We start from the raw sequence: 20,358 nt of genomic DNA, 5'->3' as shown, positions 1-20,358 counted from the left end.
CCAACCTGAGTCAGACGTTAACGTAACTGTGGAATATCGCTCGAATTTTCGTCTTTTTTGCCGGGGCTCAGCGCGAGACCCTGGAAATCGAACAGTTTCGGGTCCAGCAGATGCGACGGTCGCGCGTTGGTCAGGGCCCGGAACATCACTTGACGCCGACCGGGGCTGTTCTTTTCCCACTGGTCCAAAATCTGTTTCACCTGCTGGCGTTGCAACCCGTCCTGACTGCCGCACAGGTCGCAGGGGATGATGGGATAGTTCATCACGTTGGCGAATTTCTCGCAATCGGCCTCGGCCACATGGGCCAGCGGGCGGAAGACGAACAGGTCGCCTTCCTCATTCACCAGTTTTGGCGGCATCGTCGCCAGACGCCCGCCATGGAACAGGTTCATGAAAAAGGTCTCGAGGATATCGTCCCGGTGATGGCCCAGCACGACTGCGGAACAACCTTCCTCGCGTGCGATGCGGTACAGATTGCCCCGGCGCAGGCGGGAACACAGGGCGCAATAGGTGCGGCCCTGCGGAACCTTGTCCATCACGACGGAATAGGTGTCCTGATACTCGATCCGGTGGGGCACGCCCATGCGTTCTAGGAATTCGGGCAGGACGGTGGCAGGAAAGCCCGGTTGCCCCTGATCCAGATTGCAGGCCAGCAGGTCGACCGGCAGCAGTCCGCGCCATTTCAGTTCATAGAGAACGGCCAGTAGGGTATAGCTGTCCTTGCCGCCGGACAGGCAGACCAGCCAGCGGGGCGGTTTACCGTCCTTGTCATGCGCCGACGGGTCCACCATCCCGTATTGCTCGATGGCTTCGCGGGTCTGGCGCACAATGCGTTTGCGCAGCTTCTTGAACTCGGTGGTTGAGGGCGCGCCGGCAAAAAGCGGGTGGATATCGTCAGCTTCGTCAAACATGCGCAGCCCCTACAGCAGTTGACGCAACCGGGCAAGAGGACGGGTCAGCCAAGGCGGGCCAGCAGCGCATCTGTGTCCAGCCCGGCCACCGATCCGGGGATGCGTCCGCTGTCGCCTGAGAGGCGTGTGGCGATGAAACCATCCGCAACCGCAGCGGGCGCGTGACGCAGCAATTGTGAGGCGGCGAGCAGCAGCGCCGTGCGTTCGGAGAACCAGCGCGCTTCAGCCTCGGTGGGCACGTCCGGCCAGCGGTCGCGATGCGCCCTCAACGCCGCATCATAGGCGCGATCTGTGCCCGCTGCGGCGTCCAGTTCAGCCTGGAGCACCTCGGCGGCCAGCGGCTCGCGGGTAAGGGTGCGCAGGATATCGAGGCAGATGACGTTGCCCGACCCCTCCCAGATGCCGTTCAGAGGGGCTTCGCGGTAAAGCAGAGGCAGGGGGGTGTCCTCGACATAGCCCATGCCGCCCAGTACCTCCATCGCCTCGGCCACAACCACGGGGCAGCACTTGTTGTTCAGGAATTTGGCCAGGGCAACGCTGATCCGGGCAAAGGCCTTGTCCTCGGCGGTTCGGCCGTCGAACGCCTGCGCCACGCGCATCCCCAGCGTCAGCGCGCCTTCCCAGTCCAGTACCAGATCGGCCAGAACCGTGCGCATCAGCGGCTGGTCGATCAACCGGCGCTGAAAGGCGCTGCGATGGGTGACCCAGTGCTGCGCCTCGGTCAAAGCGGCGCGCATCAGGCCCGCCGGGGCCATGGCCGTATCCAGCCGCGTATGATGCACCATCTCGATGATCGTGTGCACGCCTTCACCCTCGTCGCCCAGCTGATAGGCCAGCGCATCGTGATACTCGATCTCGGCCGAGGCATTGGACCTGTTGCCCAGCTTGTCCTTCAGTCGCATCAAGTGGATAGGGTTGCGCTCACCCTCCAGCCAGCGAGGGACAAGGAAACAGGTCAGCCCGCCCGGCGCCTGCGCCAACGTCAGGAACCCATCCGACATCGGGGCCGAGCAGAACCACTTATGCCCGCGCAACCGCCAGTGATCGCCGTCTCGGGTGGCTGTGGTGGTGTTGGTGCGCAGGTCCGAGCCGCCCTGCTTCTCGGTCATTGCCATGCCGAGTGTGGCGCTGGTTTTCTCGGCGACCGGCCGAGTCGCCGGATCGTATACCCGTGCCGTCAGCTTTGGTTGCCAGATGGCGGCGATGTCCGCATTGACGGCCAGTACCGGATAGGCCGCGTAGGTCATGGTCAGCGGGCAGCAATGGCCCGGCTCTATCTGGCCGGCCATATAGATCATTGCGGCATGGGTCGTGTGGCCACCCGGCTGCCCGTCCCAAGGCAGCGCTGCGTACCCGGCGGATTGGCTGATCTGCATCATCTGGTGGTAAGCGGGGTGAAAACGCATCTCGTCCAGACGCCTGCCACCCGAGTCGAACAGCCTCAATTCCGGCGGGTGTCGGTTCGCGTCGCGCCCCAATTCGCGGGTTTCAGCGCGTCCTAGACGCTTGCCATATTCCTCCAGAGGCCCGGAACGCCCTGTGGCGAAACCAACAGCATTGCGCAGCACCGGGTCCGACGTCCAAAGGTTGCAATCCCCGCGCGCGGGCGGTTGATTCAGGACCTCATGCGTGGGCAGCGTTTGGCGCGCGTCTGATGCCATCTGGACCTCGGGCTTTGCGTGCCCAAGTGTTCAGCGCAGAATGTGATGGGTCAAGTCTGACCGGGGGTCACAAAGAATCGTCGCACTTGCACTTGGGCACCGGATCGTAACCGTCGCCGCCCCACGGGTGACAGCGCCCGATCCGCCGGGCTGCCAGCCATGCCCCTTTGACGGCGCCGTGTTTTTCCAACGCTTCCAGCGCATAGGCCGAGCACGTGGGCTGATAGCGGCAGTTGAACCCGACCCAGGGGCTGAAGATCAGCCGATAGGCCCGGACGGGAAGGGCAAGGATATGCGCCAGCAGGGTCATTTCCGTGGCCCGTGCACTTTGCGCAAGGCATAGCGCAAATCGTCCAGCAGGGCGTCAAAGGGGCGAGACGCGGTGACGTCAGCGCGGCCGATCAGAACATAGTCCCAACCAACTTGTCCGCTGACTGGCAAAACGGCACGCGCGGCCTCGCGCAACCGGCGTTTGGCACGGTTGCGGGCCACGGCGTTGCCGACTTTCTTGGAACAGGTAAAGCCGACGCGAATCCCGGGAGCTTCGTCTAGTGCGCGTTTGCGGGCCTGCACCATCATTGACGCAGTGCCCTGCCTGCGTGCGCGCGCGGCTTTCAGGAAATCGGACCGTTTCTTGAGCACGATCAGAGTTTCAGGCGCGCAAACGGACGCCGCCGGGGGCTTGACCCTCGGCTGGTTGCTACCATCCTCAGGGGCCTCCGGCGGCGTCAAGTTCATAACCTGATCGGTGAGCGGTTTACGCGCTCAGCGACTTGCGGCCACGTGCGCGGCGCGCGTTCAGGATTTTGCGGCCGGCTTTGGTGGCCATGCGCGCGCGGAAACCGTGGCGGCGTTTGCGAACCAGGTTCGAAGGCTGATAGGTGCGTTTCATCGCTCCGTCTCCAATCAATAGCGGTGGGGTGCGGCGCGGATTCGCCTAGCCCTAGTGTTCGAAGCCCGTCCTCTAATGGGAAGCGGGGGGTAAGTCAAACCCCTAGGTGGGGGTTTTATCCCCTTTTGCAACAATTCTGTAACCACAGCCGGCAAAAGGTTTCAAAATCGCGGTTTTGACGCCCCAAACCCTCACATTCCCTGCCGTAAACATCAAGGCCGCGTGAAGTCCCTGTTGCGCGGGCCTAAGGCGGCGCATGTTGGGGACAGAATGAAACGAACGAAACCGGACAGCCTTATGAGCGATACAACTCAGGCGCCGCGCAATGGGCTTGCGCGCCATATCCCTTTGCTGGTGATTCTCGCCGTAGCGGCGGCGGGCTTCTTTACGCTGGGCGATTACCTGACCTTCGAGACGCTAAGCGACAACCGCGAGGCGCTTCTGGCGTGGCGGGATGCCAATTACTGGTCCATGGCGGCGGCTTTTGTGGCGATATATATCGTCATCGTCGCCTTTTCGCTGCCGGGTGCCGCCGTGGCCTCGATGACCGGAGGATTCTTGTTCGGCCTGTTCGCGGGCACCGTCTTCAATGTCTTTGCCGCCACCATCGGCGCTTCGGCCATCTTTTTGGCGGCACGCTGGGGGTTGGGCGAATCTCTGACGGCGCGACTGGAATCCTCGGAGGGCACGATCAAAAAGCTCAAGGACGGGTTGCGCGAGAATGAAATCTCGGTCCTGTTCCTGCTGCGCCTAGTGCCGGTCGTGCCGTTCTTTGTGGCCAATCTGGTGCCTGCGCTGGTCGGCGTGAAGTTCCGCAACTTCCTGATCACTACCGCGCTGGGCATCATTCCGGGTGGCATCGTCTATACATGGATCGGCGTCGGGCTGGGCGGCGTGTTCGACCGGGGCGAGACACCTGACGTTTCGCTGCTGTGGGAACCCTTCGTCATTGGCCCGATCATCGGCTTGTGCGTTCTGGCGGCTCTGCCGATACTAATCAAAGCCCTGCGTGGTCGAAAGGACGCCTGATCTCATGCAAGAGTTGAAAACCGATATCCTGGTGATCGGGGCCGGGTCGGGCGGGTTGTCTGTGGCCGCTGGGGCTAGCCAGATGGGCGCCGATGTGATCCTGTTGGAAGGCCACAAGATGGGCGGTGATTGCCTAAATTTCGGCTGTGTGCCCTCCAAAGCGCTGATCGCAAGCGGCAAGGCTGCTTATGGGCAGGCGCATTCCGCCGCGCTGGGCGTGGCCGATGTGGTGCCGCAAGTGGATTACGCCGCCGCCAAGGATCATGTGCATGACGTGATCGCCCAGATCGAACCGATGGACAGTCAGGACCGGTTCGAGGGCTTCGGCGTCAGGGTGATCCGCGAATATGGTCACTTTGTCTCTCCGACCCAGGTGCAGGCAGGCGACCACCTGATCACCGCGCGGCGGGTGGTGATTGCAACAGGATCGTCGCCCTTGGTGCCGCCGATCCCGGGGCTGGATGAAGTGCCCTACTATACGAACGAGACGATCTTTGATTTGCGCGACAAGCCCGAACATCTGCTGATCATCGGCGGCGGTCCCATCGGCATGGAAATGGCGCAGGCCCATATCCGGTTGGGTTGCGAGGTGACGGTGATCGAAGGCCTGCAGGCGCTGGGCAAAGATGATCCCGAAGCGGCTGAGATTGTGCTGGATACGCTGCGAGCCGAGGGAGTGGCGATCCACGAACAGGCCATGGTTGCCCAAGTTCGCAACAACAAAGGCCTCGTCGAGGTCGTGACCGAGAATGGTGACATCTATACCGGCTCGCACCTCTTGCTGGCGGCTGGGCGCAAGATCAATACCGACCGCCTGAACCTAAAGGACGCCGGTATCGAACCAACCCGCACCGGGATCAAAGTGGACGAGTCGCTGCGCACCGTGAACCGCAGGGTCTATGCTATCGGCGACGTCGCGGGCGGGATGCAATTTACCCATGTGGCCGGATATCACGCCGGAATCATCATCCGGTCTGCCCTGTTTGGCCTGCCGTCCAAAGCAAAAACGGCGCATATCCCCTGGGCCACCTATACCGACCCCGAACTGGCGCAGGTCGGCCTGACCGAGGCGCAGGCCCGCGACCAGCACGGCGACAAACTCGAGATCGCGCGCTTTGACTACCACCACAACGACCGCGCCATATCGGAACGCAAGACGAAAGGCTTCATTAAGGTCATGGTCGTAAAAGGCCGACCTGTGGGCGCTACAATCGTGGGTCATCAGGCGGGCGAATTGATCAACTTGTGGTCGCTGGCCTTGGCCAATAACCTGAAGATGGGGCAGATCGCCGCGATGGTTTCGCCCTATCCGACGATCGGAGAGCTTAACAAACGGGTGGCGGGTGCCTATTTCTCGCCAAGGCTGTTTGAGAATCAAATGGTTAAACGCGTGGTCCGGTTCGTCCAGCGCTGGATGCCCTGACCGGGAAGGGAGAGCAGATTGAACTCGCTGTCGGGCCGATTTCTGATCCTGACGACGGTCTTCGTGATGTTGGCCGAGGTTCTGATCTTTGTTCCATCGATTGCCCGGTTTCGCGAAGATTTCCTGCTGAACCGGCTGGAACGCGCCCAGATCGCGTCGCTGGCGTTGCTGGCCGATGATATGCTGGCCGAAGACCTTGAGGCCGAACTGCTGGCCAATGCTGGCGTCTATAACGTGGTGCTGCGGCGGGATGAGGTGCGGCAGTTGATGCTGTCCTCTCCGATTCCCGAGCCGATCACCAAAACGTACGATTTGCGCGACGCTGGACCTTGGATATTGATCCGAGATGCCGTGGCGCGCCTGTTTACGCCGGAAAACGAGGTCATTCGCGTGATCGGTGAACCGGTCAAGGGCGCGGGGCTGCTGATTGAGGTCACTACAGACAGCGAACCCTTACGCATGGCGATGACCGACTATGGCCTGCGCATTCTGGGCCTGTCTTTTGTCATCTCGATCATCACCGCTTTTTTCCTGTTTCTTGCCGTACGGGTAGTTCTGGTGAAGCCTATTAAGGGCGTCGTAGGCTATATGCAGCGCTATGCAGGCGCCCCCGAGGACGCGCGGGGAATCATCTCTCCCAATTCAAAGGTGACCGAACTGCGCGAGGCGGAAGAAGCTCTACAGCAGCTGCAGACCGAATTGACGCAGGCCCTGAAACAACGCGAACGTCTGGCGCAGCTGGGCGGAGCGGTCGCCAAGGTCAGCCACGATCTGCGCAACATCCTGACCTCGGCGCAGCTGTTCACCGACCGGATCGAGGCCAGCGACGACCCGCTGGTGCGACGCATGGCGCCAAAGCTGGTGAACTCGATCACCCGGGCCGTGTCCCTATGCGAAAGCACGCTGGCCTTTGGCCGTGCTGAAGAACCCGCCCCGACCCTGACCATGGTGTCCCTGCGCGACGTGGCCGAAGACGTGGTGGCCAGCGAAAGGCTGGCCGTTGCTGACGCCTGCGTCGAGATCGTCAACGAAGTTCCCGAAGATTTGATCGCCCGCGCGGACCCCGAGCAGATGTTCCGCGTCATGATGAACCTTGTCCGCAACGCGCGTCAGGCGCTCGGGGCTTCGGGTAAACCGGGTAGAATCACGATCTCTGGCTGTGAACACGAAGACGACTGGTGCGTCGAAATTAGGGATAACGGCCCCGGCCTGCCTCCCAAAGCACGTGAAAACCTGTTTACGCCATTTCAGGGCGGGGTACGCAAGGGGGGCTCGGGTCTTGGGCTTGCGATCTCGCAAGAACTGGCGCGCGGACATGGTGGAGACCTTGTTCTTGCTGAGACCGGGCCGCAGGGAACAACCTTTGAAATCCGCCTGCCGCGGGGTGGTCTGACTTTTTGAATTTTTTTTGAAGAATCGACTTGCACGTCTCCAGAGGTAGGTCTACATAGCGCCTCACCAACGCGGACCGATAGCTCAGCTGGATAGAGTACTTGACTACGAATCAAGGGGTCGGGGGTTCGAATCCTCCTCGGTCCGCCATTTGGTAATCCCCTCGAATTTTGATGAAGCGCGCTAGGTTGCTAAAACCTTTGTGTTTAATGGCTGTAGCTGCACTAAGGTGTTTCATCGGATTTTATCAGATTACACCAGTATACTTTCATTGAGTGGTATATTTTGTGGTATTTTCATGACTGCGCTCAGCGGAAAGCTGACAAAAAAGCTGGTAGATAATCTCGGTCCGGGTCGGCATGGTGACGGTTCTTGTCTGTAGCTCGTTGTCGATCCATCGGGCGCACGGCGTTGGATCGTTCGCGTTACGGTCAAAGGGCAGAAGAACCGCAAGGGCGCGCCGCTGCGCACAGATTTCGGTTTAGGCGGCGCTGATGTTGTCACCTTGAACCAGGCGCGAGAAAGAACCCTCGAATACAGGCGGATGGCAAAAGCCGTTTTGAATCCGCGCTTTAACGCCCAACGTGATATCCCGACGTTCGAAGAACTCAGCCGTCAGGTTCACATCGACCGTTTGCCGACATGGAAGAATGCCAAGCACGGCCAACAGTGGCTCAACACCTTGCGCGGCTATGCATTCCCCAAATAGGCCGTATGCCGGTGGATAGCATCGATCAGCCCGAAGTGCTGATGTGCTTGTCCCCCATCTGGACCGAGAAACACGAAACCGCAAAGCGACTTTCGCAGCGGATCAAGACAGTGCTCGACGTGGCAAAGTCCAAGGGCTTACGTTCGGGCGAGAACCCGGTGACCGCGATCCGAGAGGGCAAGGTGCTGCCTACCGTTAAAGCAAAGGTGCAGCACCATGACGCGATGTCGTGGCAAGAGGTGCCGCGCACCCGCCGTTAAAGGCTGGAGTGTTTGTCGCATGCATGGGGCTAGAGGTGGGCACGCTTCTGGGCCAAGCCATCCGTCGTGGAAGCACGGAGAAAGATCGAGAGAATCCGAAGACGCGCGCAACGCTGTCAGTGAACTTTTCCGCGCCGATAGGAAACTGCAGAAGATCATCTACTGACCCAGCGCCGACCAGTACCAAGGCAAAGCAGTCATTCGACAGAACTGTTTCGATGGTCGCTTCGAGCCCAAAGCGGACCAAGTGCAGCGATAAAGCACTGGACGCGAGGGTTACATGACCACGTTGTCTTACGCCATAGACTTAATCGCACAAGTCTGAAGCTTCTATTGAATTCTGGGCCTTCGTGTAAACTGGCACTGCGTGGAAGAGAAATCAGGTAATTCGGTTTGCTTCAGTACAGGAAGGCTTCGATACGTTTTGAACCAAAAACTCAGCCCTACTATTTTCTTGCTTCGCCATGGTGAAACCGAATGGAATTTTCAAAAACGACGTCAAGGTCGGCAGAATTCGCCCTTGACCAAGCGAGGGGTCGCTCAGGCAGTGGCGAGTGCAAAAAGACTAAAGCACCGCCTATCCAGCCGTCACCCACTGAAGGTAATTTCAAGCCCACTTGGTCGAGCGGCACAGACGGCTTCCATAGTCGTCGAGGAACTTGGCCTACCCCCGGAAACCATCGAGTATGAATCCAGTTTGATGGAATGCAGTTTCTGTCAATGGGAGGGTTTGGCGGAAAACGAGATCAAAAGACGATTTCCCCAGGAATGGGAGGCGCGTTGCGCTGACCGTTGGAACTGTCCCGCACCGGGCGGAGAGTCTTATGCTGACGTACATAACCGGGTTTCTGCTTGGTATTCCGGCAAGTCTTTTGAGGGGGCTGTCATAGTTGTTGGCCACGGCTTAACCCTGCGCGTCTTTCGAGGGATCTACTTAACCTTGTCCTCAGAAGAAGTTTTTGACTTGAACGAACCTCAAGATGGTTTCATCGAGTTGCGATGCGGACATTCAACCTTCGTTGAGCACTGAGGTGTCGAAGTTCGTCACTTAATCCCATAATATCGGATTTCCGCTGGCTTCAAGCCTAGAAAACAATTTCTGAATGAAAGGTTTAAGTCGTTTTTTTCAGCGCAAAGTAGCTATCGACCTAAGTCTGGAGTAACTGCGACGCATCGGTTCAAGGTAGCAACTCGCGAATTGAATTGTTCTTTCTAGGGTCGTTTTTTAGGTCTAAGAGCAAGTCTTCCAGCTCTGGCTGTTTGAGTGCTTTCGCAGCCCCTTTCGGCGAGAACCAATGCCTTTTTCTTTGGTGCCTTTCCTTCCACCGGCGCTTCACCTTATCGACGTAGAGAGGGTAGACCGTGGCTTTCACTTGGACACTGGTACCGTCGTTAAAAACCTTGGCGTACTCAAACTCACCGATCGGCTTGCGGGAAATTGTACCTTCTACCCCAGCCTCCTCCAACGCTTCAATTTCCGCCGCGCGCCAGTCTTGCTCGCCGTCCATCGGCCAGCCCTTGGGCATGATCCAGCGCCCTGTGTCACGCGACGTGATAAGGAGCACCTTGAGGCGGCCGCCGAACAATTGCAGAGGCAGTGCTGCAACTTGTTTAGTACGCTGAGCCACTATGGTTCTCGCCCTCCACAACAGGTTAAAGTGATGATGTGACCGATCCTCTCCGATTGTGACTGGCAGAAACACAAAAAAACGTCACGAATTAGCGACGAAGAATTCACTGGTTGTCGACATGCCACCCCATGCCTAAATCCGACAGATGCCTTTGAACCCGCCCAGGGTAGTCAGATACAATTGCATCTACGCGCAGGTCGATCATCCTGCCTATATCTTCGTGCTCGTTGACCGTCCAAACGGCAACACATAGGCCTAGATATTTTGCGCGCGCCACATTTTCAGCTGTTACATCCGCGTAGTACGGGCACCAAAGCGAACCGCCAGCTTGCTTGACCAAATTTGGAATTTCATCGCGACGACCGCGAAAGTCTGGGCAAACCGCTTTCGAGGAATCCTCGCCCACATCGTCCTCGTTTTCCGGAAGCTGCGTAAGGTAAGAAGACGGCATATCAGGAGCTTGTCGCTGACATTCCTCCAGAAGGTTCCAATCAAAACTGTGCAGTACCGCGCGCGACGAAAGACCTTTGGCGCGGACTTCCTGTAGAACTCGCCCGACAAAGTTCTCCCTATGAAGCGGATCATGCGCCACGTCAGGATCCGACTTCAGTTCGAGCATCAGATAGGCATCGCTGTATTTTGGTTCGGCTACCAAGTCGAGCAAGTCTATCAGCCTTGGGACACGAACGCCGTCCAGTTGCGCCTGATCCGGGAAGCGTTGACCATAGTCAGAATGCCCGTCTAACCGTCCAATATCGAATTGCTGGATTTCGTCGAAAGTCAGAGATGAGACTTTCGGCTCCTCTCCAGAAAGAAACAGGCCATTGGCGTCGCGAAAGCCAGATGCGTGCAGACGATGATTGTGGGTAATAACCGGAACGCCTTCAGCCGTCAGAACGACATCGAATTCAAGAAGCGGTACGCCAATGGACAGCGAGAAATCAAAGCCAATCATGCTGTTTTCAGGCAAAACGCCTCTTGCCCCTCGATGCCCCACAACACGGATCAAGTTGCTACCACCACGAAATGCTTCGACCTGCGGAAACGCCATTAGCCGCCCAACCTTTCCCCGGTTGATTGGTCAAATAGATGCATGTGCTCTGGGACGACCGAGAACCGCATGTTCGGATGCCGGCCTTCGATCGGGTGGACGCCCGGTAGGCTTATCGTGATCGCTCCGCCGCCTATCGCGAGTTGACCATGCAACAGAGTGTTGGCCCCCAACGGTTCCGCCATTTGAATCGTCGCTTCTAGCGGACCACTATCGTCCAACAACAGGTGCTCTGGGCGGATCCCCAGCTTCAACGCGCTATCGGGACCCGCAGATGGGCCAACTTCTAATTCACCGATCTTGACTGTCCCGTTTTCACGCCGCGCATCAAATACATTCATCGCGGGGCTGCCAATGAACTGTGCCGCGAACAGAGTTCTCGGTGTTTCGTAAACCTCTAACGGCGTTCCAATCTGCTCGGCAATGCCACCATTCATCACGATCATCCTGTCGGCCATCGTCATGGCCTCGACCTGATCGTGGGTCACATAGAGCGCCGTGATCCCCAGCTTTTCCTGGAGTTCGCGAATTTCCAGACGCATCTGAACCCGCAGCTTGGCATCGAGGTTCGAAAGTGGCTCATCAAACAGAAAAACCGCTGGCTCGCGGACAATAGCCCGACCCATCGCCACCCTCTGACGCTGGCCGCCTGATAGTTGTCTGGGTTTGCGATCCAGCAAGGGTTCCAGCTGCAATAGCTTGGCGGCCTCGGTCACTTTCTGGTCAATCTGGGCCTTCGGCAACCCGGCGATTTTCAGGCCATATCCCATGTTCTGGCGCACAGACATATGTGGGTAGAGTGCATAGTTTTGGAACACCATCGCTATATCGCGATCCATCGGTTCTTTGTCGTTGGCCCGTTCCTCTCCAATCCGGATTTCGCCGAATGTCACGGTTTCCAGGCCCGCAACCATCCGCAACAGCGTGGACTTCCCGCAGCCCGAAGGGCCAACGATTACGATGAACTCACCATCCGCAATGTCGATATCGATGCCATGGATGACGTCCGTCGGGCCAAAGCTCTTTTTGACGTTCTCAAGGGTTACTGTTGCCATTTCTTACTTCTCGCTATCGACAAGGCCGCGGACAAAGAGCTTTTGCATCGACACCACCACGATTACCGGCGGGATCATCGCCAGAATGGATGTGGCCATGATGACCGGCCATTCGGCCACATCATCGCCAGAAGGGAACATCTGTTTGATACCCATCACGATGGTGTTCATTTCAGGGTCGGTGGTTATCAAAAGCGGCCAGAGATATTGGTTCCACCCATAGATGAACAGGATCACAAACAACGCCGCAATGTTGGTCCGGCTCATCGGCACCACGATGTCGATGAAGAACCGCATCGGGCGGGCACCGTCCACGCGGGCGGCTTCGGCAAGTTCATCCGGGATCGTCAGGAAAAACTGCCGGAACAGGAACGTTGCCGTGGCCGAGGCGATCAGAGGGAAGATCAACCCATAGTAGCTGTTGAGCATACCGAACCCGGCAACAACTTCGAACGTTGGAACGATACGGACCTCGACCGGGAGCATAAGGGTCAGGAAGATCAGCCAAAAGAACGTCGTCCGCCCGGGAAACCGGAAATAAACAATCGCAAAGGCCGACAGCAGTGAGATGACGATCTTGCCGACCGCAATCCCTATGGCCATCACGAGGCTGTTGAACAACATCGTAGCGACCGGAACATTCACACCAGAAAACAGCGCGGCCTTGTAGTTTTCCCAGAACTGGTCACCCGGCACCAACGGCATGGGAGGCGTCACAATCTCTGGCTGAGTGACAGTCGAAGCGACAAACGCCAGCCAGATCGGGAAAAAGATGATCAGCACTCCAAGTATCATAAATGCGTGGGTCAGCCAGATCCCCATCCCGCGTTTTTCGACCATTCCGTGTTGTTGGGCCGCCATCAGTAGTGCACCCTTTTTTCAACGTATTTGAATTGGATGACGGTCAACAGGCCGACGACGATAAGCAAAATGACCGACTGCGCCGACGATGAGCCAAGATCCTGCCCAACGAACCCGTCCGAGAAGACTTTGTAGACCAGAATAGTCGTCGCCTGCTGCGGCCCGCCTCCGGTGATCGTGTGGATAACGCCAAAGGTTTCAAAGAAGGCGTAGACGATATTCACCACCAGCAGGAAGAATGCAGTCGGAGACAACAGCGGCAGCACGATCGTGAAGAACCGACGCCAGAAGCGCGCGCCGTCGATCGCAGCGGCCTCAATCACGGACCTTGGAACTGACTGCAATGCCGCGAAGAAAAACAGGAAGTTATAGCTGATGCGCCCCCAGGCCGAGGCGACAACAACCAGCCCCATGGCCTCGGTTCCGTTAAGGACATGGTTCCAGTCATAACCGAGTTGGCCTAGGTACCACGAGACGACGCCAACGCGTGTGTTGAACATGAACAGCCACAGCACGCCTGCGACCGCAGGGGCAACGGCATAGGGCCAGATCAGCAGCGTCCGGTAAACGCCCGATCCTTTGATCAAGCGGTCCGCGATGACCGCCAGAAACAACGCCGGTATCATCGAGCACAATGTGACGAGCGTTGAAAACACCGCCGTCGTTACGAAAGAGGCTCGGTAGAATTTATCGCTCAGCAGGAATTCAAAGTTGCCGAGTCCCACGAACTGGGACGACAGCCCAAAGGGGTCAGGTATGAACAGAGATTGCCAAACAGCCTGCCCCGCTGGATAGAAAAAGAATACAGCGGAAATGATGACCTGCGGGGCGATTAGCGCCAGTGGCAACAGCCAGCCGCGAAAGGTGACGCGTTTTTCCATCCCGATAAACCACCGAATAAAGAAAATGCGGGCCTGAAACGGGCCCGCATTGAGTTAGGACTTATTGATTGGCGGATTCGAACCGGCGCAGCAGCGCGTCACCGCGCTCTTTCGCGCTGTCCATCGCTTCCTGAGCGGTTTTTTCGCCGGACCAAACGGCCTCGAGCTCTTCGTCGATGATGCCGCGAATCTGATCAAACGATCCCAAACGCAGACCTTTCGAATTTGCAGTGGGCTCTTTCGCCGTCATCTGAATCACAGCGATATCAGTACCGGGGTTTTGCTCATAGAAACCGGCAGCTCGCGTAACATCGCCTGCGTCCGCAGTGATCGGCAGATAACCAGTATTCTGGTGCCACGAAGCCTGTACGCCCGACGAGGATAGGAAGCTGAGGAATTCACCCACGCCCTTGTATGCTTCAGGATCGTGGCCTTCCATCACCCAAAGCGAAGCACCACCGATAATGGTGTTCTGCGGCTCGCTCACCAAGGCTTCCCAATAGGGCAGCGGGCGCACATCGAATTCGAACTCGGCTTCGGAGCTGATGCCAGCGTAACCGGCCGAACTTTCGGTAAACAATGCGCATTCGCCGGCCCGGAAGTTTGCACCACCTTCATTTCTGCGTCCGGTATAGATGAACTTGCCATCCTTGGCCCAGTCACCCATTGCTGTCAGGTGTGCGACCTGCGCCGGACCGTTCAACATCAGCTCGGTATCCAGACCGGCAAAACCGTTGTCCTGCGATGCGAACGGAACGTCGTGATAGGCCGACAGGTTCTCGAGGTGAATCCAGCTTTGCCATGCTGTCACCAGCGGGCAGTCCTCGCCGCCAGCCTTAAGCTGCTCAAGCACGTCGCCAACCTTTTCCCAGGTCGATAGGTCTGTGTCCGGATCAACACCCGCCGCTTCGAAGGCATCGCGATTTACCCACAGAACCGGTGTGGACGAGTTGAAAGGCAGTGAGAGCATTTCTCCGTCCGTTGTAGTATAGTACCCTTTGACAGCGCCAATGTACGCGTCAGGATCAAACGATGCACCGCTTTCAGCCATCACTTCATAGACGGGTTTGATTGCACCTTCGGCCGACATCATCGTTGCAGTGCCCACTTCGAAAACCATTAGAATGTGGGGCTGCTCACCGGCGCGGAAAGCCGCAATTCCTGCATTCAGAGTTTCTGAGTAATTGCCTTTGTGGCTTTCGACCACGACGAACTCATCCTGGCTGGCGTTGAACTCTTCGACCTGCGCTTTAACAAGCTCACCCAGTCGGCCGGTGAAGGCGTGCCAGAACTGAACTTCAGTTTGGGCCATCGCCGCCACGGGGGACAACGCAGTAGTTACGGCGAGAGCGCCGAGAATTTGCATATTCATGTTTCCTCCCATGCATCAGTGTTGATGCTTCGTTGAATACCGACCGCAACGCGTAATCAGCACACATGACGATTTCCCGACGTTAACGTCACAGTTTTATAATTCAAGCATTTAATTTTTGAGAAAAAAATAACATTACATTATAAACTTGCAAAGCAAACAACGAACAAGGTTCAAAGCATGAGTCAAACTTTGAGGATCCGCCAATTGGAAGCGCTCATGGCAGTTTCTACAAATGGGTCGGTCACTGCTGCAGCTACGGATCTTGGGATAAGCCAGCCTGCGGTCAGCCGGCTGCTTTCTGATCTGGAAAAATCGCTTGGCTTTCAACTTTTTGATCGCCGTGAAGGTCGCTTAGTGCCTTCGCAGGAAGTGCGTTATCTGCAACCCAGCGTAGAGCGTGTTTTGGAATTGATGAAGCAAATCTCGGATGTCAGTCAGGACATAACGAAACGCAAAGCGGGACACATCCGCATCGCATGTTTGCCTGGGTTCGCCACCAGTCACCTTCCCAACGTCATCGCCAAGTTTTTAGAACATCGGCCAGGTGTAACAATGACGATCGAACCAGACAGACCGGAACGCATTCTCGAGTGGATGATCGGTGAGCAATATGATTTCGGAATCACAGATAGTTTTAACGGGCATCCGGCCGTCGAAAGCAGAGACATCGATGTCCGCACAGTTTGCGTGTTTCCTACCGGACATGAATTGGAAGAACTCTCCGAGGTGTCACCTACGGATCTTGCGAATGCCAAGATTATTCACACAAGGCGCGACAGCGACTTTTTTGGGAAACTTTCAAAAGCGTTTCAAAGCGCCAACGTCAAACTCAATTCCCACATCGAAGTCAGGCAGTTCACGGCGGCTTGTGAATTAGCTGTAAAGGGTGTTGGGATTTCCGTGGTCAGCGAGTTGGACGCCGTCCAATACGCAGACAACGGATTGAGCTACCGACCGTTCAAACCGCTCTTGTCACATACGCTTTCCCTTGTGCGTCCGATTTTGAAGCAACCGTCATTGGTGACGCTAGAGTTCATCGAGCAGTTCCAAGAGAGCTTAGCCCCGTTCAAAGTAGGCAAACTCCATCACTGACTGTAGGGCGGCAAACGCCGATGTTCGCTACCAGTAAGCCGTACATTTTCGATCTTCATAGCTTGAAACCAATACTTGAGCATTTGGAATAGCCCCCGAGATCGATCTCGGATTAACAGTCAAAAACGGCGAAAAGCCGAGTGGTTCTGCAATTGAGCATGGATGATTTAGTTCCTAATCCTAAGGCACTTTAGCGCCCGCTTTGTCCGCAAGTAGGTCCTTCGGTTCTGGGTCGTCGAAGGTCAGCTTTCCTCAATCTGACCGCGTTATTCTGCTTCTGCTTCTGCTTCTGCTTCGAGTTGAGAGCAGAACTTAAACAGATAGTGTTTAATGGCAGCAAGGTCCTCATAGCCGTCTTTAATGCATTTCACAGCGAACGACCGCTTTGGCGGACATTGCCGCCTTTGCCGCTCCCAGAACCAACGGCTGCATTGCACGCTTTGCGTTGGTAGCGAAAAACAGCACCGGCGGAAAGCGGACGTTCGCCGCAATGGCAAACACTTGAGGTGCCGGACCAAAAGCAGCCATTCAGACCAAAACCAATCCTTTAGAGTTTATGTGTCGTCTTGTCTCTTCATCGACTCCAAAGTTCGGAGGATTGCAACCAGAGCCAATGGCACCAAAAATTTCTCTTCGGGTCAGTCTTTAAACCCACGGCTTCAAATCAAAGAGTTGGCGACCAACGCGGATGTTCGTCGTCAACGACGAAGGCGTGCGTGTGCGTCCTTTCCCCTCGCAAGTGTGGGTGGTCCAGTGGAAGATTTTTGTGAGTGTGCGTAAGCGTTTCAGGGTCGTCACGAGGCCAAAGGCGCAGGGCGCAAAAAGTGCCAATGGCACCAGTCAAAGCAAGAACAAGCAACGCTTCAACAGTACCGTGCGAGGTCATCAGCCATCCCGACAAAGGGTAGGCGACCAGCCAGCAACCGTGGCTAAGTGCGAATTGCGCGGCGAACAAGGCGGGGCGGTCGGTTTCGTGAGACGATCGTCGCAACAAGCGGCCAGAGGGTGTTAGTACCGCAGAATAGCCGATGCCAACAAGGAGCCACGCCCCGAGTAGGATGGGCCATGATATGCCGAAACTCATCACCAGTATCGCCAGTACTATAAGTGTAGCAATTGCCATGGTAGCTCCCGCAATCATCACAGGGCGATCAGCTATGCGATCAAGCAGGCGCGGTAAGACAAGGGCGGATAACATGGAACCTGCCCCAAATGCAAACATGGTCCAGGCCAACGCGCTTTCTGACAGGCCTAACGTGCCGCGTACCAGCACAACCGAATTCACAAGTACCATAGCCCCAGCAGCGGCAGCAGTGAGGTTCAAGGCGAGCAACCCGCGCAATCGTGGTGTCGCAAGATAAATACGGATGCCCCGCGTGGTGCGGTCGTAGATACCTTTGCCTTCGGCAGGTTCGGGATTAGGTAACAGAATCGAAACCACCAGCAGAGCTGAGGCAATAAAGCCAAAAACCGTTCCGAAAAAGAGTGTGTTGTAGCTCAATACGGCAAGCAGCAAAGCTGCAAGGGTCGGGCTAATGATGTTCTCTAAATCATAGGCCAACCGCGACAACGACAAGGCGCGGGTATAGTGCGCCTCGTCCGGCAACACACTTGGGATCGTGGCTTGAAACGCCGGAGTAAATGCTGCCGAGGCTGATTGTAGCAGGAAAATCAACACGTAGACCTGCCAGATCTCAGTTACAAAGGGCAAACTCAAAGCTGCCCCCGCGCGCACCAAATCAAGCGCAACCAATACTGCACGGCGGGGGAACTGAGTCACAACAGCGGCTGCTATCGGAGCCACGCCCACGTAGGCGATCATCTTGATCGTAAAGACTGTTCCAAGCGCCATGGCCGCCTGATCCCCGGCCAAATCGAAGGCAAGCAAGCCAAGTGCCACGGTGGCCAGCCCTGTTCCCAGTAGTGCCACGACTTGCGCCGCGAAAAGGTGGCGAAAGGTGCGATCTTTCAGGATGTCAAACATTTCAGAGGTATCGGGAAATGGCGCGCAACTCGTCCAGATCATGGGGACTGTCGCCACCCAAGCAATGATCCATATGGTCGTGTATCAATACCCGCTTGGCATTGGTCACGGCTTTTTCAACGGCGTGCAGTTGTTGGGCGACTTCAACGCAGGGTTTGCCATCTTCAATCATCGCAACAACAGATCGCAGATGCCCCTCGGCGCGTTTTAGCCGGGCTATGAGTGCGGGATGGCTTGCGTGAATTTGTGCTTTTGTCATATAAGCCGAGATAACCCCCGGGGGGGGATATAACAAGACCGCAGAGGCACCTGTAAGCGTGAGGGCAGTTCAGAGATATACGCGAAATGCGATGGCAGCTTTGCTTTGCCTGTCTTTGATCGTTTGGTCGCTTCAGCCCAACTCGGGCCATGCTCCGACAGTGATCGAAACCGTGCAGGAGCATTTGCAGATAATTGCAGAGCACGGGCATACTCACGGATTTGAAGAAGATTTGTTGTGGGCGATGCACGGGCACAGTCATGATGGTGCAGATCATGATCACAGCCAAATGGTTATACCGGAATCGGGCAATGCGCTTTCACTGGCCTCGCTCCCAGATGACTGGGCCTTCGACAGGGTGCCGGGCGGTCCGTTCAGGAATAACGGTATAGAACGACCTCCGCGCGTGTGACTTCGCCCCAATCGGGGTTTTCGACATCACACAACAACGGAGATCATCCATGAGTCTAATCTCTCGGGGTCTGGACAGGCGCGCGACGTTCCTGCTGGCCCTCATCATAACCAATCTGGCGCTGAGCACGTCTCAGGTGCTGGCTCATAACGTCACTGAAGGCGATGCTGGTTACATCCAGGAAATCTGGGGCGTGAACATCATCCCCTTCATGTATCTTGGGGCCAAGCACATGGTCACAGGCTACGATCACATCCTGTTCCTGCTTGGTGTCGTGTTTTTTCTCTACCGAGCCAAAGATGTTGGCATCTATGTCAGCCTCTTTGCGATCGGTCACTCGACGACAATGCTGTTGGGAGTGTGGTTCGGCTGGGGCGTAAACGCCTATATCGTCGACGCCATTATCGGACTTTCAGTCGTCTACAAGGCGCTCGACAATCTCGGCGCGTTCCAGCGCTGGCTGGGGTTCCAGCCAAATACCAAAGCCGCGACGCTGATTTTTGGTCTGTTCCACGGTATGGGGCTCGCAACCAAGATCCTCGACTACGATATCGCTCCGGAAGGGCTTCTTGCCAATCTGTTGGCGTTCAACGTGGGTGTGGAACTTGGCCAGCTTACGGCCCTTGCGATCATCCTTATCGTCATGGGGTTCTGGCGCAAAAGCCCGTACTTCTTCCAGCAAGCTTACAGCGTAAACGTCATCATGATGACCCTCGGGTTCATCCTGATGGGCTATCAGATCACCGGCTATTTTGTTGCCGCGTAACGGAGTTCAGAAAATGTTCAACACAGAAAGACCAAGTCTTGAGGAACTGCCAAGCTCGGCTCAGCTTATCCGCTCGACGGTCATTGCAGGTGCTTCTGCCGCTGTGATCCTTGTTTCGGTAGTATTGCCGGCCGAATACGGTATTGATCCGACTGGTGTGGGCCGTGTGCTCGGGCTGCAAGAGATGGGAGAAATCAAATCGCAGCTTGCAGACGAGGCCGAAGCAGATCGCCAGCTTGAAAGCCAGGATCAGTCGAGCTTGATGAACGATGTCCTTGGCCTCTTTATCGGTTCGGCCCATGCGCAAGAGGCCGAGGTCTGGCAGGATGAAACCAGCTTTATCCTCACTCCGGGAGAGTCGGCTGAGTGGAAACTGTTTATGGAGGAAGGCGCGACAGCTGAGTATCGTATGGTTGTGACAGGCGGTCGGGTGAACTTTGACCTGCATGGTCACGGTGGCGAGCAGTCGATCACCTATGAAAAGGGGCGTGGCTCGACCGGTGCCGAAGGTACCATTGAAGCGGCCTTCGCAGGTGAGCACGGCTGGTTTTGGCGCAACCGCGACTCGGGTGATGTATCAGTGATGGTTCAGGTCCGCGGTGACTACAGCGGGATCATCGAATAAGCAAAGCCGGCCGCCGCGCAGATATCTTGTGCGGCGGCTTTTTTGCGCCGATCGAAGCTATTGGGGATTTCTGAAAATCCGCAGTCCGA

At 56.7% G+C, this 20,358-nt stretch carries 23 protein-coding genes, 1 tRNA gene and 1 pseudogene; 12 read left to right on the top strand and 13 right to left on the bottom strand.

Annotation, left to right across the window (positions count from 1 at the left end):
* Positions 1-17 precede the first annotated feature (17 nt).
* The 5 genes from ttcA to rpmH form a co-directional block, all read right to left on the bottom strand.
* Positions 18-911, bottom strand: coding sequence for a tRNA 2-thiocytidine(32) synthetase TtcA (gene ttcA / locus GOW98_RS16610; RefSeq protein WP_170334041.1), 894 nt, complete (start codon positions 909-911; stop codon positions 18-20).
* A 44-nt stretch (positions 912-955) separates the two neighbouring features.
* Positions 956-2,572: an acyl-CoA dehydrogenase family protein gene (locus GOW98_RS16605; RefSeq protein ID WP_170334039.1), complete on the bottom strand. Its 1,617-nt coding sequence runs from the start codon at positions 2,570-2,572 to the stop codon at positions 956-958.
* Positions 2,573-2,639: 67 nt separating this feature from the next.
* Positions 2,640-2,882 (bottom strand): membrane protein insertion efficiency factor YidD, encoded by a 243-nt coding sequence (yidD, locus tag GOW98_RS16600; RefSeq protein ID WP_170334037.1) that lies wholly within the window; start codon positions 2,880-2,882, stop codon positions 2,640-2,642.
* Positions 2,879-3,304, bottom strand: coding sequence for a ribonuclease P protein component (gene rnpA, locus GOW98_RS16595; RefSeq protein ID WP_170334035.1), 426 nt, complete (start codon positions 3,302-3,304; stop codon positions 2,879-2,881). The genes yidD and rnpA overlap by 4 nt, the downstream gene beginning before the upstream one ends.
* A gap of 25 nt (positions 3,305-3,329) precedes the next feature.
* A complete protein-coding gene (gene rpmH / locus GOW98_RS16590) occupies positions 3,330-3,464 on the bottom strand; it encodes a 50S ribosomal protein L34 (RefSeq protein ID WP_005980833.1) in 135 nt (44 codons plus the stop codon).
* 297 nt (positions 3,465-3,761) lie between these two features.
* Here rpmH and GOW98_RS16585 point away from each other — a divergent pair, with 297 nt between their 5' ends.
* From GOW98_RS16585 to GOW98_RS16560, 8 genes and pseudogenes are all read left to right on the top strand, one after another.
* Positions 3,762-4,493, top strand: a complete 732-nt coding sequence (locus GOW98_RS16585) for a TVP38/TMEM64 family protein (RefSeq protein WP_170334147.1) — start codon at positions 3,762-3,764, stop codon at positions 4,491-4,493.
* A 4-nt stretch (positions 4,494-4,497) separates the two neighbouring features.
* On the top strand, positions 4,498-5,916 hold the full coding sequence (locus GOW98_RS16580; RefSeq protein WP_170334033.1) for a dihydrolipoyl dehydrogenase family protein: 1,419 nt from the start codon (positions 4,498-4,500) through the stop codon (positions 5,914-5,916).
* An 18-nt stretch (positions 5,917-5,934) separates the two neighbouring features.
* A complete protein-coding gene (locus tag GOW98_RS16575; RefSeq protein ID WP_254438047.1) occupies positions 5,935-7,317 on the top strand; it encodes an ATP-binding protein in 1,383 nt (460 codons plus the stop codon).
* 64 nt (positions 7,318-7,381) lie between these two features.
* Positions 7,382-7,458, top strand: a tRNA-Arg gene (locus GOW98_RS16570).
* A gap of 265 nt (positions 7,459-7,723) precedes the next feature.
* Positions 7,724-7,831 (top strand): annotated as a pseudogene (locus GOW98_RS25815) (hypothetical protein); the annotation flags it as partial.
* 21 nt (positions 7,832-7,852) lie between these two features.
* Positions 7,853-8,017: a hypothetical protein gene (locus tag GOW98_RS25810; RefSeq protein ID WP_254438046.1), complete on the top strand. Its 165-nt coding sequence runs from the start codon at positions 7,853-7,855 to the stop codon at positions 8,015-8,017.
* Positions 8,018-8,022: 5 nt separating this feature from the next.
* Positions 8,023-8,277 carry a phage integrase central domain-containing protein gene (locus GOW98_RS25805; protein ID WP_254438045.1) on the top strand — a complete coding sequence of 85 codons (255 nt, stop codon included), beginning with the start codon at positions 8,023-8,025 and terminating at the stop codon, positions 8,275-8,277.
* A gap of 424 nt (positions 8,278-8,701) precedes the next feature.
* Entirely contained in the window at positions 8,702-9,307 is a 606-nt protein-coding gene (locus GOW98_RS16560) for a histidine phosphatase family protein (RefSeq protein ID WP_170334031.1), read from the top strand.
* Between the two features lie 148 nt (positions 9,308-9,455).
* Here GOW98_RS16560 and GOW98_RS16555 read toward each other — a convergent pair whose 3' ends face one another.
* The 6 genes from GOW98_RS16555 to ugpB all read right to left on the bottom strand — a co-directional run bounded on the left by GOW98_RS16555 (position 9,456) and on the right by ugpB (position 15,128).
* Entirely contained in the window at positions 9,456-9,905 is a 450-nt protein-coding gene (locus tag GOW98_RS16555) for an NUDIX hydrolase (protein WP_170334029.1), read from the bottom strand.
* 106 nt (positions 9,906-10,011) lie between these two features.
* Positions 10,012-10,959: a glycerophosphodiester phosphodiesterase family protein gene (locus GOW98_RS16550; protein ID WP_170334026.1), complete on the bottom strand. Its 948-nt coding sequence runs from the start codon at positions 10,957-10,959 to the stop codon at positions 10,012-10,014.
* A complete protein-coding gene (ugpC, locus tag GOW98_RS16545; RefSeq protein WP_170334024.1) occupies positions 10,959-12,014 on the bottom strand; it encodes a sn-glycerol-3-phosphate ABC transporter ATP-binding protein UgpC in 1,056 nt (351 codons plus the stop codon). Before ugpC ends, GOW98_RS16550 begins: the two co-directional genes overlap by 1 nt.
* Before the next feature lie 3 nt (positions 12,015-12,017).
* Positions 12,018-12,854 (bottom strand): sn-glycerol-3-phosphate ABC transporter permease UgpE, encoded by an 837-nt coding sequence (gene ugpE, locus GOW98_RS16540; protein WP_170334143.1) that lies wholly within the window; start codon positions 12,852-12,854, stop codon positions 12,018-12,020.
* Positions 12,855-12,874: 20 nt separating this feature from the next.
* A complete protein-coding gene (gene ugpA / locus GOW98_RS16535; RefSeq protein ID WP_170334022.1) occupies positions 12,875-13,756 on the bottom strand; it encodes a sn-glycerol-3-phosphate ABC transporter permease UgpA in 882 nt (293 codons plus the stop codon).
* 61 nt (positions 13,757-13,817) lie between these two features.
* Positions 13,818-15,128, bottom strand: a complete 1,311-nt coding sequence (gene ugpB / locus GOW98_RS16530; RefSeq protein ID WP_170334020.1) for a sn-glycerol-3-phosphate ABC transporter substrate-binding protein UgpB — start codon at positions 15,126-15,128, stop codon at positions 13,818-13,820.
* A gap of 180 nt (positions 15,129-15,308) precedes the next feature.
* Here ugpB and GOW98_RS16525 point away from each other — a divergent pair, with 180 nt between their 5' ends.
* On the top strand, positions 15,309-16,223 hold the full coding sequence (locus tag GOW98_RS16525) for a LysR substrate-binding domain-containing protein (protein ID WP_170334018.1): 915 nt from the start codon (positions 15,309-15,311) through the stop codon (positions 16,221-16,223).
* Positions 16,224-16,887: 664 nt separating this feature from the next.
* Here the strand turns inward: GOW98_RS16525 and GOW98_RS16520 are convergent.
* Both GOW98_RS16520 and GOW98_RS16515 read right to left on the bottom strand, forming a co-directional pair.
* Positions 16,888-18,207, bottom strand: coding sequence for an MFS transporter (locus tag GOW98_RS16520; RefSeq protein WP_170334016.1), 1,320 nt, complete (start codon positions 18,205-18,207; stop codon positions 16,888-16,890).
* 1 nt (position 18,208) lies between these two features.
* On the bottom strand, positions 18,209-18,466 hold the full coding sequence (locus GOW98_RS16515) for a metal-sensing transcriptional repressor (RefSeq protein WP_170334014.1): 258 nt from the start codon (positions 18,464-18,466) through the stop codon (positions 18,209-18,211).
* Positions 18,467-18,557: 91 nt separating this feature from the next.
* On the opposite strand from GOW98_RS16515, the gene GOW98_RS16510 reads away from it, so the two are divergent.
* The 3 genes from GOW98_RS16510 to GOW98_RS16500 are packed head-to-tail and all read left to right on the top strand — an operon-like array spanning position 18,558 to position 20,269.
* Positions 18,558-18,878 carry a hypothetical protein gene (locus GOW98_RS16510; RefSeq protein WP_170334012.1) on the top strand — a complete coding sequence of 107 codons (321 nt, stop codon included), beginning with the start codon at positions 18,558-18,560 and terminating at the stop codon, positions 18,876-18,878.
* A gap of 49 nt (positions 18,879-18,927) precedes the next feature.
* Positions 18,928-19,644 carry a HupE/UreJ family protein gene (locus GOW98_RS16505; RefSeq protein ID WP_170334010.1) on the top strand — a complete coding sequence of 239 codons (717 nt, stop codon included), beginning with the start codon at positions 18,928-18,930 and terminating at the stop codon, positions 19,642-19,644.
* A gap of 13 nt (positions 19,645-19,657) precedes the next feature.
* Positions 19,658-20,269 carry a transmembrane anchor protein gene (locus GOW98_RS16500; RefSeq protein WP_170334008.1) on the top strand — a complete coding sequence of 204 codons (612 nt, stop codon included), beginning with the start codon at positions 19,658-19,660 and terminating at the stop codon, positions 20,267-20,269.
* Positions 20,270-20,358: the final 89 nt, after the last annotated feature.

The organism is Ruegeria arenilitoris, from assembly GCF_013032445.1.
Lineage (GTDB): Bacteria > Pseudomonadota > Alphaproteobacteria > Rhodobacterales > Rhodobacteraceae > Ruegeria > Ruegeria arenilitoris_F.
This window is presented reverse-complemented; position numbering and strand designations above follow the sequence as displayed.